This window comes from Parasaccharibacter sp. TMW 2.1888 (genome assembly GCF_023167265.1).
Lineage (GTDB): Bacteria > Pseudomonadota > Alphaproteobacteria > Acetobacterales > Acetobacteraceae > Bombella > Bombella apis.
On record NZ_CP030979.1, the window covers coordinates 526131 to 541217 of the forward strand.

Consider the following 15087-nt stretch of genomic DNA (forward strand, 5'->3'; position numbering starts at 1 on the left):
AATTCTAAAAAAGACCATACAAATGCATGGTTTAGACTTGATTATGCCCAAAACATGATGAAATTTTTAACGGAATAAAAGACATTTTTTTGAAAACAATGAATAAACTATCAAAACTTAACCTGTTTTAAGGATAAATATGTATTTTATTTACTATCGACAGCTGTAAGATCACATGACTCCGGTCATGATCCCACAGCTTCAGATTGCTGAATTGGCACACCTCCCCGAGGAACTGTAAAATCGTGCGGACGTATTTTCTGCAGAACACCATCACAACTGCTTTATGACCTGATGTTGTCCAGAATTTTACGATATGGGATCAGCCTTTCACCAATCCATCTTTTGAGACCAGCATGAAAAAACAGAAAAAGTGCCTCCCCAAACCCCTCTGCACCATTCTGGCCCTTGCGCTGCTGCTCCAGCCCGGCGCAGGCCGTGCAGGGTCCACAATTCAGGATGTCCGTGATACGGTCCGGGTCATTCCCATCAAGCTGGACACGGAAGCGCAGGTTCCCATCCAGAAAGGGGAAGTCCTGAAACTTCTCAAGCTCTATCACGACAATGCCAATGCGTGGTCATGGAACGAATATCTCGCCTTTGAACCCTGTCCCCGCGAAGCAGCCCTTCTCTGTGCCGTGCCTTTCCGGGACACGCAGGGAAAGGAGTACAGCCTGAGAGATGCACCACATGACGGTGAAGATGCCCTGACCACCGTTGGTTTCTACACAGTGCAGAGCGCCCAGGGACGATGGAACCTGTTCATGATCCGTATGGAACGGCCTCTGGGGGATTCAACCTACGCAAAAACGGAAACAACAGCCCATGTCAGCCTCTTCAGGCTGGCTCCCCATGACACAGACGGGGCCACGCCGGGAAATAACTACTTCGAGGAAATCGCTACCCTGCCCATGGGCGGATACTGCAACAGCACGGTAGCTCTGGCCTCCTTCCTCAAACAGCCTCTCCCCCCCGGCACAGCACCCGATGGCTGCATGCAGGGCCAGTAAGACACATCACAGCTCCCTCCCAATGATCACGGAGGGAGCGAACCTCACGGTGCGATGTTGGAATCGATCGGACTGTTCATACGGTTGATCGTATCGGGACTGAGCTTGCGGATGCCCGCCAGATACTGGGAAAGAATGTTGGCACGGTCGGGCTGCATGTTGCCAATAACATCCGAAATCCGGCGGGGAATCATGTGCTGGGCCACAGGGACCAGCACCCGCATATCCAGAATATTGAACATGGCCGCCGCATCACGTGGAGGCATCTGCTCATAGATATGGGCCAGCCGAGCAATGCTCTGCTCGACATCCTGCCGGCGCTGCTCCTGCTGGGCAGAAAGTTCGGAAGCATTCCGGCCCAGTGCCTGTAATTTTTCGTCCAGCTCCTTCTGCTCCTGCTCGAGAGCCTTCTGCTGGTGCTGGAAACGTTCCGCCTCTCCCTGCATGGCCTGCCGATGCGAGGCAAGGTCGTCATTCAGCCCCCGTTCAGCCAGACGGACACGGGAATCAGGCTGTTCCTCATCAACCTGCCCGGTGGCAGGATCATCATCCGCAAGACCATTGGCTGGCGTCCAGCCCTGGAGGTGGTTCAGAAACAGGCGCTGCCTGCTGGGCCGCACTGTCTCTGGCGCTTTCACACCCGCAGGCGGCGGTGCAGGCACCGCCTTTGCGGCCTTGCCCTGCGGGGCGGCCTCCCCCGACTTTCCATGAGCTGTCTCGGTCTGGGCAGAAGAACTGCTGATCTGTGCCGCAAGGGAATGAAGATTCAACGCCAGCAGCACCGTCATCAGGCAGGAGGCAAGATTGGTGATCCTGCTCAGGGAGAATCCCTTTTTTCTCATGGATCTGACATTCCCTCTCATGGCGTTCTTCCTCAATCCTTCATCAGATTGATGGCCCGTGCCAGCATGGACCGGGTCACCTGCATCGTATTGAGATTGGCCTCGTAAGAGTGCTGGGCATCGTGACTGTCCATGATCTCCACGATGGAGCTGACATTTGGCATCTTCACATAGCCCTGTTCATTGGCCGCCGGATGGGCCGGGTCATACCGCATCTGGAAGTCGGACTGATCCTCCCCGACAGAACGGATCGACACACTGGAAACACCACTCGCACGGTCCAGTGCTTCCCGGAATGTCACTGTCTTGCGGCGATACGGGTCAGCCCCGGGCGATGCGCCCGTCGTCTCCGCATTGGCAAGATTCTCGGCAGCAACCCGCAGGCGGGCTGTCTGTGCTCTCATCCCGGCCGCTGAAACACCAATCGTGTCGGAAAAATCCATCCTCTCCTCCTCTCTCCTTTACCGCACCACGACTTACTGGCCACTACCGCCAAGGGCCATGCCGTAAAGCCCCATGTACCGGCCATATACGGTAGTGGCGAAACGCTGCTGATCACTCGTCTGGGCGATTTTCCCCAGCTCGTCCTCCAGCACCACACGGTTGCCATCCAGCGAGGCCCGACCGCCCTGCCTGCGGGCATGTGTTTCCCCCGCAGGCCCCAGCATGTGCCCCGGCTGTGTACGCGTCAGCGCCACGGCATGGGCAGTCTCCAGAACACCCTGAAACGGCGAAACATCCTTCGGGCTGTAATGAGGCGTGTTGGCATTGGCGACGTTGCCCGCCAGCACGGATTCACGATTCTGGAGCCAGCTCATCCGCCGCTCGGCCAGGTTCAGAAGGTCCGTCCCGCCCGTATGTGTCACACTCATCCCACGTCACTCCTTCCTCATGCGCTCACTGTGCCTGCTGGGCCGATACAAGAAGACGGAACATCCGTCCGGCATCACCCTCAAAAGGCCGATCCCCCACACGATTGCGTATCCACTCCAGCGCACCTGCATCTCCGGCCCGGGAAGCATCCGATGCCAGCCGCAAGGCAAGAAGCTGCTGGGACACCGTCATGTCTCCCTGCGGTGGCAGAAGCTGCATCACCATGCTGCGCAGATCCGCCACGGCAGGAGACCATTCTTCCCGATTCTCATGGATATGGGCCCGTATGTCCGCTGCCTGCGGGTCCTGATCCGCTCCCAGAAGATACAGGGCGACCTCCGGCTTGCCCGAGGCAGCCGCCATGCTGGCCATGAGACGGGTCCGGCGTGCCGTTTCCTGTGGGGGCAGGGACGCCCCACCCGTATCCGCCAATGTGGCCGAGGCCTTGTCCAGCTGCCCCCGTCTGATCTCATTCTCGGCCAAGGCATCCCCGGCAGCAGCCCGGTCCTGCGGGTCTGTCATCATGGGAATGGCCGTGTTCATGGCATTCCCGGCCTGTTCCTCCAGCCCCAGTCGGCCAAGCAGCCGCCCATAGGCCAACAGCAGGTTGCCCTTCTTTGCGCTGGCCGGGAGATCCTGCATGTGCGCCTTCAGCAGGGCGGCTTCATGCAGCAGGGTGGCCTCATTCTGCGACCCACCACCATCAGGCCCGGGCAGCCCCTGAACAACGCCCGACAGCGCTGCGGACAGCAGGGCCTGCATCCTTGCTTCATCATGAGGCGGTGCTGCCTGACGGGCCTGATCCAGCGCCTGAAGAGCAGCTTCCCACTGATGGGCCCGTATATCGGCCCCAGCCCGCAGCATGTTGACAATCCCATCACGACCAGACAGCCGGGCATCTGGCAAAAGCGACGCATATTGCCGGGCCGCTTTTTCTGCCGGGAGGTGCCCGTCCCGCAGGCTCAGGGCCACACCCTCTTCCATCGCCTTCTCGGCAATGACAGGGTCATGATCCACAGAGAGGGCCTCCAGCAGGCTGGTGGCCTTCTTCTCATCCCCATCCCGCAGAGCACGCACGGCCTGAATGAAACGGAATTCACTGCCCTCTGGCAGGGAATCCAGCGCCTTGCGGTCCGCTGGCGTGCCACGACGGGCAATGAGTTCCGCCGCCATGGGCAGCAGAGACGCCCGCAACGGCTCCGGATAATTCAGCAGACGTGGCATGTCCCGGGCCAGCAGCCGGGCCGCCTCGGCGTCATTCCCCCCGGCGGCGGCCTCATACAGGCCCTGCCACAGTTTTGTGGCCCGCATGGCCTGCTCCGGCCATTCCTGCATCAGCTGGGCCGCACCTTTCATCCGGCCTGCAAGCAGGTCAGTCGCCGCCAGAAAAAATCTTACATCCGGCCGGAAAGCTTCTTCCGGGTCATCTTCCAGAGCGACATCCATGATGGCCCGTGCATCGGGGAAGGCACCAACACCCAGAGCAGCCCGGGCTGCGTCCAGCCGTTTACCAAAACGTTCACCAGGAGATGAATCCGCTGCCGCCACAAGAGCCTGACGATAACGCTCCTGCGCCTGTGGAGCGGCAAGATGTTTCAGGCCAAGCCAGTTCAGGTCCACATCACTGGCGTAAACGGCCCGGTCCATATCAGCCAGAGGGCGGTCATCAGCCCGCTGGAGCAGGTCTCCCTGCATGATGGCCCGCATGACCACCTGCGGCGGCTCATGCTGGGCAATCACCACGCCTTCCATGGAAGGCCAGACATCATAATCCCTGCCCTTGCGCAGGGAGAGCAGGCCGCCATCATCCAGTGTCGTGGTCCCCACGACCAGAGACGTGCCTGATGCCGGGTCCTTGATGGAAAAGACACGTCCCGGCCGCCGCATGGGGAACAGGAGGCCATCCCCCCGTAACCGGGGCGTGATCTCCGGCCTGTCCGTATAATCCATGCCCGGCGGTGGCTGATCCCCTAGCACCCATCCATCACTCTGCTGGGAAAGGTAAAGCTGGCGCGTATCAGGCACTGGCAGGCTGATCATTGTCAGGTCAGGCAGGGTTGTCACACCCAGGCGGCTGAACATGCCATCCCCACGCAGGGCAGAGACATCCATGGGCTGACGGGCATCCACCAGAATGATGAAGCGGTCTCCACTCTGATAAGCCGCAATGCCCATCTGCCCGGGCACGGGAATCAGAATCCTGTTGCGGGACGGCGCAGATACAGCCGGTTCGTTTCCCGCTGGCTGGAAAGGCACAGCCAGCCCCGGTTTTGCAGCATCTGCCTCACGCCCCTCCGCCTGTAAAAATTGATGAAGGGACTGATCCCTGTGCTCCGCCCTGTGATCAGCTGAAGGCGCCTCTGGAGGTGTTTTCTGCGGGGGCGCCCCACCCTGGGCAGCACCAACACCAAGCACATGCGCCCCCCACCCCGCAGGAACCCCCTGCAAAAGCGGATCGCCTGCTTTCACATGGTCCTGCACCTGCAGGGGCGGCGGCACGGCAGGGCGCCCCCGCACCTGATGATGCGGAGAAACGGGACGGGGATGGCCATGATGGGGATTCGCCTGGGACTGCCTGTGCTCCGATGCTGGCTGAGAGTGTGACGGACCAGCTCCAGCCGAGGCCTCATCCATGAAGGGTGAAGACGTCCTGGCGGGCCCCTGCGCAGCCAGCGCCGTACCCGACAGCCACATCTGGCTGCCCACCACAGGCCCACCCAGCATGATGAGACCGGCAACACCACAGCCGGCCCTGCGCCAGATTCCATCGCCTGCCATGGCTTTAGAGACAGCCTTATGAACAGCGCATAGCATGGTGCTGCACCCCTTCATGCTCCTTGATCCGTTCCCGCATCCCCTATTTTCACGCAGAGCGGAGACCGCCCCGCATGACATGACCGGCCATCAGGCCAGAAGATTGACGAAGCTGGCCGTGGCAGAGTTTTTACGGACTCCTTTGGCACTGGGCACGACCTGACCCGTAGCATCGAACTGCATGGAGGCCTCCGCCCCATTGCTGCGCTGGGAAGAAACCTGCACACGGCCTGCCTTCTCCGACATGGCAGCTTTACGCATCTCATTGGCCTGCTGGGCTGTCTTGACCCGCATGGCTGAAGCGATTTCGGAAGCCACTGATGCGTCTGACATGATTCTTTTCTCCCTGATATTTCATTCTGCAACACTCAGATGGCCCTTCTGATACCGAATACAGAAGGAAAAACAAAGCCATTTGCAGACGTATATATGAAAATAACCTTACATAAACCTTCTGTTAAAAGAAAAAACATGGCGTTATGCCGAAATGGCTATTACAAACAGGCCACCATCATACCCATGACGGAAAGGAGGCCATAACCAGCCCATGTCCCTATCCAGCATTGCCAGTTCCGCAGCACAGAGCTTCGATGCCGGGCAGGCCTATGGCCGGGCACAGCAGCTCAGCCAGACCAGCAGCCCCGCCAGCGCAGGCCCTGCCGACGAAACAGAAAGCACCGATGCCGTTTCCAGCTTCAGCCACGTGCTGGACAACGCCATCCGGGGTGCCATCAACACAGGCAAGGTCGCCGAGAGCCAGACCGCCCAGGCACTTTCCGGCAAAGGCAACATGTCCGATGTCGTCGCCTCTGTCGAAGAAGCCAAACTGACACTCCAGACGGTCACCACCCTGCGGGACCGCTTTGTCAGCGCCTATCAGGATGTCATGCGGATGTCCGTCTGACCGGCACGGCAGGAAACAGGAGGACACCCATGGGTCACGCTGTTGATGTTCAGGAGATCCTGCGTCAGACACTGCTGGTTGCTGTCAAGCTGGGAGCTCCTTCTCTTCTGGCGTCCCTCCTGGCCGGGCTCTGTGTTTCACTGTTCCAGGCCATGACACAGGTCAGTGAGGCCACGCTGTCCTTCGTGCCGAAATTCATCGCCGCCATGGCCACGCTGATCCTGACAGCTTCCTTCATGCATGCCACCATCCATGCCTATGCGGAAATGATCTTCGACCAGCTCATCAAGGCCGGGGGAGTGTGAATGCTGTCCCTCTCCGACTTTTTCGGCTCGCCTGACCTCGCTACCCCTCACGGATCGCTGGCCGTACTGACGGGCATATTTGCCATCATTCTCTGCCGTGTCAGTGCGGTTGTCATGCTGGCACCAGGGCTGGGTGAAAGCGGAGCACCAGCACGGGTACGGGCCGGCCTCTGCCTGGTAATCACGCTGGCGCTTCTGCCCGTCCTCCAGCAGCGCCTGGTAGCCGTGTCAGGGGAGGCCCTGCGGATGCCCGCCATGGCTCTCCGACTGATTGCCGGGGAGCTCCTCTGTGGCTTCTTCCTCGGGATGCTGGCCCGGCTGCTGACCATGTCGCTGGCCATCGCCGGGCAGATCATTGCCGTCTTCACTGGCATGGCCAGTGTCATCCAGACAGACAGCCAGCTTGGGGCCTCCAGCACAGCCGTCAGCCACATGACAAGCGCTCTGGCGCCCATCATTCTCTTTTCCACCGGTCTGTACGCCCTGCCCCTGCTGGCGCTGTCCGGTTCCTACACGCTTTTCCCGGCGGGGCATGTCACAGCCATGATCGTCGGAGACATGGCCACCGACATGACACGGGCTGTCAGCACCAGCTTTCTCATTGCCATGCAGCTGGCAGCCCCCTATCTGCTGTTGGGCACCCTCTGGCCAGCCATGCTGGGCGTGCTGAACCGCCTCATGCCCTCCATACAGGTCTATTCCCTGGCCATTCCGGCCCAGATTCTGGGAGGCATCCTGCTCCTGGCCCTGCTGATCCAGATTCTGACAGGCACATGGGCCGAAAAGATGCAGCTCCACCTCTCCACCCTGCCAGGTCTCATCGCTCCCGCCAGTCCTCCGGTCTGACCTCCCATGGCGGAAGAGAATGGCAGTGGCGGTGGTGAAAAGTCACAAGCCCCAACAGAAAAGCGCCTCCAGAAAGCCCGTGAGGAAGGCAATGTTGCCCAGTCCAAGGAACTGCTGATCCTTGTGGCCCTGGGGACGTTTCTCCTCGTATTCGCCCTGAGCATTCCGGCCTCGGCACGCCAGTTCATGCATGAGATGAACGGCCTTCTTCTCAATTTCGGCCTTGTCCCCAACGACCCGGCTGCCCTGTATGGTTTCACCCTCCACGCCATCATGGCGGGCCTGCACCTCATCGCCCCGCTCATGGGCACAGGGGCCTGCGCCATCCTGATGGGCGGCGTGCTCCAGACAGGGTTCCTCTTCCGCCCCGCCGCCCTGAAGCCGGATATCAGCCGTCTTTCTCCCCTGAAAGGCATCAAGCGGATTGTCGGCCTCAATAATCTGATCGAGCTGCTCAAGACCATTGCCAAGATCACCGTATTCAGCCTGATTCTCTACAAGGTTGCCCTTCAGACCGTGTCTCTGGCCCCACAGACAGAACGATGGACAACCTGGCAGCTCGTCAACGCCATGAAGTCATGGTTCATCTACGCAGGTTTCATGGTGCTGGCCATACAGTGCATCATCACCGGGCTGGATGAGGTCTGGTCCCGCTATCACCGCTTTTCCAAACTGCGGATGAGCCTTCAGGACATCAAGGATGAGATGAAGCAGAGCGAGGGTGACCCGCAGATGAAAGCCCGCCTCCGGCAGCTCCGGCTGAGCCGCTCCCGCCGCCACATGAAAAAAGCCGTGCAGGAAGCCACGGTCATCGTGGTCAACCCGACCCATTATGCAGTTGCCATACGCTATGACCAGCATGACGGGACGGCTCCGCAGATCGTTGCCAAGGGAACGGACGAACTGGCATTCCGCATCCGTGACATCGCCCGGGAGGCGAAGATTCCTGTCATGTCCAACCCGCCACTGGCACGGGCCCTGCATGCCTTGCCGCTGGACAGTGAAATCCCCGAAGAATTCTGGAAACCTGTCGCCACCATCATTGCCTACGTCGTACGGCTCAAAACCCCTGGTGCCCGTGCAGCACGTCCTGCAGAAGCAGGTCCTTCCTGACTTTAACAGCCTGTTCATGAAATAAGCAGGTTATATTTGCTTTTATAAAAAGCGTTTTCTAGGGTTTGCCTACAAATAGCCTTAATCATCAGGTCACAGACAAGGATAGAATCATGTCCGGTGTGTTCAATGCACTTACGACGGCTGTCAGCGGCATCAATGCCCAGTCAGACGCCTTTACCAACCTGAGCAACAACATCGCCAACAGCCAGACCGTCGGCTACAAGGCCGACACGACATCCTTTGCCGACTTCGTGGCCGGCAACATCACCGGCAATTCCGCCTCGCAGGCGGAATCCAACACTGTCCAGGCCATTACTGTCCAGCATGTCGACAATTCCGGCACGGCCACCAGCAGCACCAATGGTCTGGCCATGGACATTTCCGGCAGTGGGATGTTCGTCACCTCCAAGCCGACAGGCGCCGGGACGGCCAATGCCGGTGTCACCAACTTCTCCGAACAGAAATTCTACACGAGGAATGGCGACTTCCAGCAGGACAAGAAAGGCTATCTGGTCAACACATCAGGCTATTACCTTGATGGCTACATGGCAGATTCCACCGGTACGCTGAACAATACCCTCACACCCATCAATGTCAGCAACATCGGCTTCAAGCCCACGGCCACAACAACCATGACACTGAATGCGGCCGTCGGGAAGCTGCCGGCCGATTCCACAAACTACACGCCGCAGAGCTATACCACCGCTCCCACCACGACATACGACTCCAGCTCCAATCCACACAAGATCGCCGTGCAGTGGCAGGAGAGCGACACCAATCCGCTCATCTGGACCGTCTCTGCCTATGATGCTGATGGCAACGGGACCGTCTCTCCGAACAGCTACCAGGTCGCTTTCGACCATTCCGGCTCCCTGGCCTCCATCACCGACATGCAGACAGGCAAGGCCGTTGGCTCCACCACGGCGGGATCCGCTGCGGAAATCCCCGTCACCGCCCATTACGCCAACAATGAAGAGCAGACCATGACGCTCTCTCTCGGCACGATTGGCGGAACCAGCGGTACGACCATGGTGACATCCAACAATTCGGCTGCAACCAACCAGGCCAACCCCCTCACCCTTTCCGGCACGAAACTCACCATGCCGGCCACCACGCTCGGCACCACCACCGACAGCCGACAGAGCTACATGAGCTCCCCCCTGACGGTAAGCAGCACGGACAAGAACGGCACGGCCACCAACACGCCTGTTGCCGTGAAATGGACACAGACAGCCGCCTCCCCGCCCACATGGTCCGTGCAGGCTGTAAATCCCTATGACGGCTCCGCCTCCTCTGCCGTGCAGATGGACAAAGCCCATTCCGTCATCTTCAACAAGGATGGCACGATGCAGAGCTTTGATGGCCAGCCTGTCAGCAAGGGCAGCCCGGTCACGGCAAATCTGACCATCAATGGCAGCAGCTACAGCCTGGACCTTTCCAACGCTTCTCTGACAACCGGCACTTCCACCGGAGCCGATACCAGTGCCCTGAGCAACGACAGCATCACCTCCGGGACCTACAAGGGTGCGGAGATTGAAAGCGATGGTTCTGTCATGGCGCAGTTCGACAACGGTTACAGCCAGCTGATCGGCAAGGTGGCTCTGACGAATTTCAACAACGTCAACGGGCTTCAGGCCGTCGATGGTCAGGCCTATCTGGCCACGGCACGGTCTGGCACACCCAAGACCGGTTTTGTTGGCGAAAATGGAACGGGCTCACTCGCCGTCGGGTATGTGGAATCCTCCACAACAAACCTGACAGGCGATCTTTCTGCCCTCATCGTGGCGCAGGAAGCCTACAGTGCCAATACAAAAACCGTCACGACGGCAGACAATCTGCTCCAGCAGACCATCGCCATGAAGCAGTAACATCTGCAAGACTTCACACAGGAAAAGGGCGCAGAAGGGTCATCCCCCTGCGCCCTTTCTGCATGGCCCTGGCGTGGCATCCTCATGCCTTGATGCGGGAGCGGCCTTTCTTCTTGCGGTCATAATGGCCAAGACCGGTCCTGGAGGCCTCCAGCTTCTTCATGGCCGAATAGCTCTCACAGGCCATGGGATAATCCGGGGACAGCCCCCAATAGACACGATAGCCATCCGGACTCTGGCGATGCTGCCGCTCGATATGGCGCTTCAGCATGCTGAAGGCCCCACCACAATGCAGACAGATGATCTCGTCACTGAAAATGGATTCTTCCGGGGCACAGTAAGGTTCATCACGGCTTGCGATCCACTGGCCGGGCTTTTCTTTCACTTCCGGGGACATGCCCTGCACGAAATGACCGCCAAACCCGTTCACACCGTGGCCTTCATGCTGTGCAGCCAGAGCGGAAAAACCGGCAAAAGAATGGCTGCCTTCCCGCTTCTCCGACGCCAGCCCTGCCTCCATCTTGCGGGCAATGATGGCAATCTCATCTGCGGCACTGGCCATGTCATGGATGATACCGACATCTGCAAGGCCAGAAAGGACATGCAGCACGGCACCCGCCCGGTCCGGATAATGGTGGGACAGTTCCAGCAAGGTTTCTGTCATCCCACGCAGACGCTCTGCCTGCCCAACAATATCGCTTAATGTCTGGGAAGGAGAAAACTCCTGCTGAAACCGTGACAGCAGGCGCCCAATCCCTTTTTCAATAAACGTACTGGCTGGTTGTGATGTCATATCCCACTCCCTTCTCCGGCCTATTCCTTAACGCCACATTAAATGATTGTTGCAGCCTTGCCTACAAGACCTTTCATAAGGCCATCACATTAATAAGATCAATACGATCCTATTTCAAACAGACAATGCCCATCAATCGGACAGTCATGACCATACTGCCGGAAAAAGCCAAAAAAATGGCCATATGAACATTTTCCGAAAATGGCCTTTAAAAAAATAAGACCTGCCGGAACAATCCCCCGGCAGGTCTCCCCGTAACAGATTGAAAAAAGTAGCCTCCCATGACCATTCACCCCCAAACAGGGATGATGCCACTCACAAAGGCAAATACAAGGTCATCCCCCCATGCCATCCACACTGAAGGCCACCATGCCTGCCAGCCCCAGCCCAGCATCCAGAGCCCGCTCATAAAGGCCCCTGTCCTGCTCATACCCTGCAACACACATGGCCGGAGGGCCGCAGCGTCTCAGCCTTCTGCCCTGCCGGTCAGCTGAATCCACCATGCTCCCTTCAGCAAGCGCACGTATATCGGCAAGAAAATCCTTCATACGTCCCTCGGTTTCCGCAGGACAGGAAGAACCAGCTATACGAGGCATCAGGTAATCCTTCTCCAAAGTTTTGTCATGGCAGACCTTGTCCTCATATCACGTTGCCAAGAACACGGTACATAGGTCGATCATATCACAGAAATCAGCAAAACCAGCCAGAAGTCTTTGCGTGCAAAGATAACCGGAGCGCCCATATACATTACTATCGTTAAATATATATTAAACAGCACTCACAGTAAGCATCACATAACCATCACAAAAGGCCAGAACAAAAATAACACCATGATTTCCCAGCATTTAATACTTTCTAAGCTATCATGACATGAGAAGGTCATAGACTGGCTGCCAGCAAAGTGGCCACATGATGCAGGAACCGTGAGATGACCCGTTTGCACTGTCCATCCATTGCCATCATTCTTCTTGCCCTGGCCGGCGGGGGCATCCTGCCTGCCAGAGCCCAGGGATTCTACGGCGGCAGTGAATACCTGCTCAGCCCGCCCCCTCCTCCACCGCCGCCCACCGGGGAATTCACCCATCTGCCACCGCCCCCACCGCCGCCGCCATCCTTTTCCGGCACATGGCAGCAGGACCAGTACCGCCAGCAGGGCATACCGGCACCGTGGGCAGCGCCGCTCTGGGGAACGTACCAGACACCCCGTTACTCCCGCCAGAATGGCTGGGACGAACCCGGCTTCATGCCATGGAACACCTACATCCAGACCCAGGCCCCCTATCCCGGCCTGCCCTATCCGCCAGCCCCACCAAGCCGGAGCTGCATAGACCAGAACTGTACTGGCCCCTGAGACCAGCCTGCCATGCATTTCTGTATCGTCGGTGCCGGATTCAGCGGGGCGGTCACGGCCCGTCATCTGGCTGAGCGAGGCCACCGCATCACTGTCATTGATGAACGCCCACACAATGGTGGCAACTGCCATACAGCCCGGGACCCGCAGACGGGCATCATGCTTCACCATTATGGGCCCCATATCTTCCATACCGCACAGGAAACGGTCTGGCAGTATGTGCAGCGCTTCGGACGGTTTGCCCCCTACATCAATCGGGTCAAGGCCATCAGCCAGGGGCGGGTTTACACCCTTCCCATCACCCTGCTGACCATCAACCAGTTTTTCGGCAAGACCATGCAGCCCGCAGAAGCCCGGGAATTCATCCGGCAGCAGGCCGTGCAGGACATGGCTTCCCCCCGCAATTTCGAGGAGCAGGCCCTGCACATGATCGGCCCTGCCCTCTATGAGGCCTTCTTCAAAGGTTACACGACCAAACAGTGGGGCCTGCCCCCGGCGAACCTTCCCGCCGCCATCCTGAAGAGACTGCCGGTACGCTTCAATTACGATGACAACTATTTCAGTCATCCCTATCAGGGCATTCCGGTGGAAGGCTATACCACCCTGATCGAAACGATTCTCACCCATCCCCGCATCACCGTACGGCTGAACACGTCTTTCGAAACATTCCAGTCCTGCAACAGCATGGACCATACACTCTATACTGGCCCGCTGGACCGCTATTTCAGCTTCTGCCATGGCCGTCTTGGCTATCGCACGCTGAATTTTGAACGAATCGATGCGAAAGGTGACTATCAGGGGACGGCGGTCATCAATTACTGCGACGAATCCATCCCCTATACCCGCATCAGCGAGCACAAGCACTTCGCCCCCTGGGAGGCCGCACGCTTCAGCAGGACAGTCTGCTTCCGTGAATATAGCCGCCTGGCCGGGCCGGAAGATGCCCCCTATTACCCCATAAGGCTGGCAGGCGAGACAGCCATGCTGGACCGCTATGTCCGCACGGCCATGACTGCCCGAAACGTCTCTTTCCTCGGGCGGCTGGGGACCTACCGTTATCTGGACATGGATGTCACCATTGGTGAGGCTCTTGCGGCCTGCCAGATCATGGACGACCATCTCGCCGAGGGCAGGCCACTGCCAGTCTTTTTCACCAATCCGCTCTGAAGGGCGGGAAGGTGTTTCAGCCCTCCTGAATGGCCATTTCCAGCCCGTCCAGCACGTTGCGGGCTGTCTCTATGAGGGGAGCAAGGCTGAGCGTGGGGTCCAGCATGGCCCGTATGCCATACTTCTGGGCCTGATCGGCCATCCGGGCAAAAAGAAGCCTGTCTTCCGTCTCAACCATGCCAGCTTCCACCGCATTGGCACGCTGGATGAGCGACCAGAGACGCTGATTCTTCGCGATGACCTGATTCCGCGTGATGACATCCGTCTCATGGGCCACGCTTTCCAGCATGGCAATCAGCCTGCGGAAACATTCCGCATCCGCTTCCCTGTCCGACAGAGACGAACTGGCCGCCATACGATAAGCATTCATGGCGTTGTTCTGATACATGCTCCCTCACAACCTCCCGTTCCATCCGGCAGGCAGCCAATACGTCGTGGCTGCCTGCCCTGTTCATGCATCATCAGGCGTGGTTCAGCTTGTGGCCTGCACGCTGGAGAGCGGAACCTCAGCCCCACCCATCATGACATTCATGCCCGTGCTGGTCTTCTTCATCCCCGTGACCGTGCCACGCACGGTAAAGGGCACGTCAGCCGTATTGCCCCGGCTGTCCACACTCTTCACCGCCACGCTATAGGCCCCATCACTGAGGGTCGTGCCATTGTCGTCCTTGCCATCCCAGTTCCAGGATGTCTGGCCGCCATCCGCCCGCACCACGTCGTGATAGACCACCTGCCCGGCACTGTTGGCCACGGAAATGCCAACCATCTGGCCCGCTCCTGCCTGGAAGGACAGACCAGCCGAACCGGACTGCAGGGGCAGCGTGGACCCGGAAGCACTGACCTGCCGCCCGACCAGCCCCTTGTCCTGCGTCAACTGGGCTGTCTCATTCAGAGAAATGAGGGTGTTGAGGTTGCTGTTTGTCTGGACCTGCTGCTCCACACTGGAGAACTGCGCCAACTGGGCTGCCATGTTCTCCGTATTCATCGGGCTGCTGGGGTCCTGATGCTTCAGCTGGGCTGTCAGAAGGGTCAGGAAGTTGTTTTCATTCTTTGCCATCGAGGCAAAGGCACCTTCCGTGGTCCCTGCGGATGACCCGCTCTGCCCGGCGCCGGAGAGGGACGCTGCCCCACTGCGGGCGGCGCTGTCTGTCGCCTGCTGCAAGGCCAGAAGATTGTTGGAAGACAGTGAATTCACCAT

At 58.7% G+C, this 15087-nt stretch carries 17 protein-coding genes; 8 read left to right on the forward strand and 9 right to left on the reverse strand.

Features of this window, described 5'->3' with window-relative positions:
• Positions 1 to 356: 356 nt before the first annotated feature.
• On the forward strand, positions 357 to 1010 hold the full coding sequence (locus DTQ13_RS02425; RefSeq protein WP_248461028.1) for a hypothetical protein: 654 nt from the start codon (positions 357 to 359) through the stop codon (positions 1008 to 1010).
• Between the two features lie 44 nt (positions 1011 to 1054).
• On the opposite strand, the gene DTQ13_RS02430 is transcribed toward DTQ13_RS02425, so the two are convergent.
• The 5 genes from DTQ13_RS02430 to DTQ13_RS02450 all read right to left on the reverse strand — a co-directional run bounded on the left by DTQ13_RS02430 (position 1055) and on the right by DTQ13_RS02450 (position 5872).
• Positions 1055 to 1852, reverse strand: coding sequence for a MotE family protein (locus DTQ13_RS02430; protein WP_081562775.1), 798 nt, complete (start codon positions 1850 to 1852; stop codon positions 1055 to 1057).
• A gap of 32 nt (positions 1853 to 1884) precedes the next feature.
• On the reverse strand, positions 1885 to 2295 hold the full coding sequence (gene flgC / locus DTQ13_RS02435; RefSeq protein ID WP_043558212.1) for a flagellar basal body rod protein FlgC: 411 nt from the start codon (positions 2293 to 2295) through the stop codon (positions 1885 to 1887).
• A gap of 33 nt (positions 2296 to 2328) precedes the next feature.
• The gene (locus tag DTQ13_RS02440; RefSeq protein WP_043558209.1) at positions 2329 to 2724 is read right to left on the reverse strand and encodes a flagellar basal body protein; all 396 of its coding nucleotides are present in this window, start codon (positions 2722 to 2724) and stop codon (positions 2329 to 2331) included.
• 25 nt (positions 2725 to 2749) lie between these two features.
• A complete protein-coding gene (locus tag DTQ13_RS02445; RefSeq protein ID WP_248461029.1) occupies positions 2750 to 5503 on the reverse strand; it encodes a hypothetical protein in 2754 nt (917 codons plus the stop codon).
• A gap of 126 nt (positions 5504 to 5629) precedes the next feature.
• Positions 5630 to 5872 (reverse strand): hypothetical protein, encoded by a 243-nt coding sequence (locus DTQ13_RS02450; protein WP_081562777.1) that lies wholly within the window; start codon positions 5870 to 5872, stop codon positions 5630 to 5632.
• A 214-nt stretch (positions 5873 to 6086) separates the two neighbouring features.
• Between DTQ13_RS02450 and fliE the strand changes: the two genes are divergently transcribed.
• The 5 genes from fliE to DTQ13_RS02475 all read left to right on the forward strand — a co-directional run bounded on the left by fliE (position 6087) and on the right by DTQ13_RS02475 (position 10578).
• Positions 6087 to 6443, forward strand: coding sequence for a flagellar hook-basal body complex protein FliE (gene fliE / locus DTQ13_RS02455; RefSeq protein WP_043558205.1), 357 nt, complete (start codon positions 6087 to 6089; stop codon positions 6441 to 6443).
• Between the two features lie 29 nt (positions 6444 to 6472).
• Entirely contained in the window at positions 6473 to 6748 is a 276-nt protein-coding gene (locus DTQ13_RS02460) for an EscS/YscS/HrcS family type III secretion system export apparatus protein (RefSeq protein WP_043558202.1), read from the forward strand.
• Complete coding sequence (locus DTQ13_RS02465; protein WP_248461030.1) at positions 6749 to 7594, forward strand: flagellar biosynthetic protein FliR; 846 nt, start codon at positions 6749 to 6751, stop codon at positions 7592 to 7594.
• Between the two features lie 6 nt (positions 7595 to 7600).
• Positions 7601 to 8707 (forward strand): flagellar biosynthesis protein FlhB, encoded by a 1107-nt coding sequence (locus DTQ13_RS02470; RefSeq protein WP_081562778.1) that lies wholly within the window; start codon positions 7601 to 7603, stop codon positions 8705 to 8707.
• 113 nt (positions 8708 to 8820) lie between these two features.
• Positions 8821 to 10578, forward strand: a complete 1758-nt coding sequence (locus DTQ13_RS02475) for a flagellar hook-basal body complex protein (RefSeq protein WP_043558197.1) — start codon at positions 8821 to 8823, stop codon at positions 10576 to 10578.
• An 82-nt stretch (positions 10579 to 10660) separates the two neighbouring features.
• On the opposite strand, the gene DTQ13_RS02480 is transcribed toward DTQ13_RS02475, so the two are convergent.
• Both DTQ13_RS02480 and DTQ13_RS02485 read right to left on the reverse strand, forming a co-directional pair.
• Positions 10661 to 11371 (reverse strand): MucR family transcriptional regulator, encoded by a 711-nt coding sequence (locus tag DTQ13_RS02480; RefSeq protein WP_103765243.1) that lies wholly within the window; start codon positions 11369 to 11371, stop codon positions 10661 to 10663.
• A gap of 335 nt (positions 11372 to 11706) precedes the next feature.
• The gene (locus DTQ13_RS02485) at positions 11707 to 11967 is read right to left on the reverse strand and encodes a hypothetical protein (RefSeq protein ID WP_143539915.1); all 261 of its coding nucleotides are present in this window, start codon (positions 11965 to 11967) and stop codon (positions 11707 to 11709) included.
• 332 nt (positions 11968 to 12299) lie between these two features.
• Here DTQ13_RS02485 and DTQ13_RS02490 point away from each other — a divergent pair, with 332 nt between their 5' ends.
• Together DTQ13_RS02490 and glf are read left to right on the forward strand one after the other, a co-directional pair.
• A complete protein-coding gene (locus DTQ13_RS02490) occupies positions 12300 to 12722 on the forward strand; it encodes a hypothetical protein (protein WP_043558192.1) in 423 nt (140 codons plus the stop codon).
• Between the two features lie 12 nt (positions 12723 to 12734).
• A complete protein-coding gene (gene glf, locus DTQ13_RS02495) occupies positions 12735 to 13889 on the forward strand; it encodes a UDP-galactopyranose mutase (protein ID WP_043558188.1) in 1155 nt (384 codons plus the stop codon).
• A gap of 16 nt (positions 13890 to 13905) precedes the next feature.
• Here the strand turns inward: glf and DTQ13_RS02500 are convergent, their stop codons facing one another.
• Positions 13906 to 14259, reverse strand: coding sequence for a flagellar biosynthesis regulator FlaF (locus DTQ13_RS02500; RefSeq protein ID WP_052348933.1), 354 nt, complete (start codon positions 14257 to 14259; stop codon positions 13906 to 13908).
• Between the two features lie 102 nt (positions 14260 to 14361).
• The gene (locus DTQ13_RS02505) at positions 14362 to 15087 is read right to left on the reverse strand and encodes a flagellar hook assembly protein FlgD (protein WP_086431291.1); all 726 of its coding nucleotides are present in this window, start codon (positions 15085 to 15087) and stop codon (positions 14362 to 14364) included.

Excerpts from the sequence above, each read along its gene's own strand:
- DTQ13_RS02425 (WP_248461028.1), top strand. The coding sequence starts at position 357 with ATGAAAAAACAGAAAAAGTGCCTCCCCAAACCCCTCTGCACCATTCTG.
- DTQ13_RS02430 (WP_081562775.1), bottom strand. The coding sequence starts at position 1,852 with ATGAGAAAAAAGGGATTCTCCCTGAGCAGGATCACCAATCTTGCCTCC.
- flgC (WP_043558212.1), bottom strand. The coding sequence starts at position 2,295 with ATGGATTTTTCCGACACGATTGGTGTTTCAGCGGCCGGGATGAGAGCA.
- DTQ13_RS02440 (WP_043558209.1), bottom strand. The coding sequence starts at position 2,724 with ATGAGTGTGACACATACGGGCGGGACGGACCTTCTGAACCTGGCCGAG.
- DTQ13_RS02445 (WP_248461029.1), bottom strand. The coding sequence starts at position 5,503 with ATGGCAGGCGATGGAATCTGGCGCAGGGCCGGCTGTGGTGTTGCCGGT.
- DTQ13_RS02450 (WP_081562777.1), bottom strand. The coding sequence starts at position 5,872 with ATGTCAGACGCATCAGTGGCTTCCGAAATCGCTTCAGCCATGCGGGTC.
- fliE (WP_043558205.1), top strand. The coding sequence starts at position 6,087 with ATGTCCCTATCCAGCATTGCCAGTTCCGCAGCACAGAGCTTCGATGCC.
- DTQ13_RS02460 (WP_043558202.1), top strand. The coding sequence starts at position 6,473 with ATGGGTCACGCTGTTGATGTTCAGGAGATCCTGCGTCAGACACTGCTG.
- DTQ13_RS02465 (WP_248461030.1), top strand. The coding sequence starts at position 6,749 with ATGCTGTCCCTCTCCGACTTTTTCGGCTCGCCTGACCTCGCTACCCCT.
- DTQ13_RS02470 (WP_081562778.1), top strand. The coding sequence starts at position 7,601 with ATGGCGGAAGAGAATGGCAGTGGCGGTGGTGAAAAGTCACAAGCCCCA.
- DTQ13_RS02475 (WP_043558197.1), top strand. The coding sequence starts at position 8,821 with ATGTCCGGTGTGTTCAATGCACTTACGACGGCTGTCAGCGGCATCAAT.
- DTQ13_RS02480 (WP_103765243.1), bottom strand. The coding sequence starts at position 11,371 with ATGACATCACAACCAGCCAGTACGTTTATTGAAAAAGGGATTGGGCGC.
- DTQ13_RS02485 (WP_143539915.1), bottom strand. The coding sequence starts at position 11,967 with ATGCCTCGTATAGCTGGTTCTTCCTGTCCTGCGGAAACCGAGGGACGT.
- DTQ13_RS02490 (WP_043558192.1), top strand. The coding sequence starts at position 12,300 with ATGACCCGTTTGCACTGTCCATCCATTGCCATCATTCTTCTTGCCCTG.
- glf (WP_043558188.1), top strand. The coding sequence starts at position 12,735 with ATGCATTTCTGTATCGTCGGTGCCGGATTCAGCGGGGCGGTCACGGCC.
- DTQ13_RS02500 (WP_052348933.1), bottom strand. The coding sequence starts at position 14,259 with ATGAATGCTTATCGTATGGCGGCCAGTTCGTCTCTGTCGGACAGGGAA.
- DTQ13_RS02505 (WP_086431291.1), bottom strand. The coding sequence starts at position 15,087 with ATGGTGAATTCACTGTCTTCCAACAATCTTCTGGCCTTGCAGCAGGCG.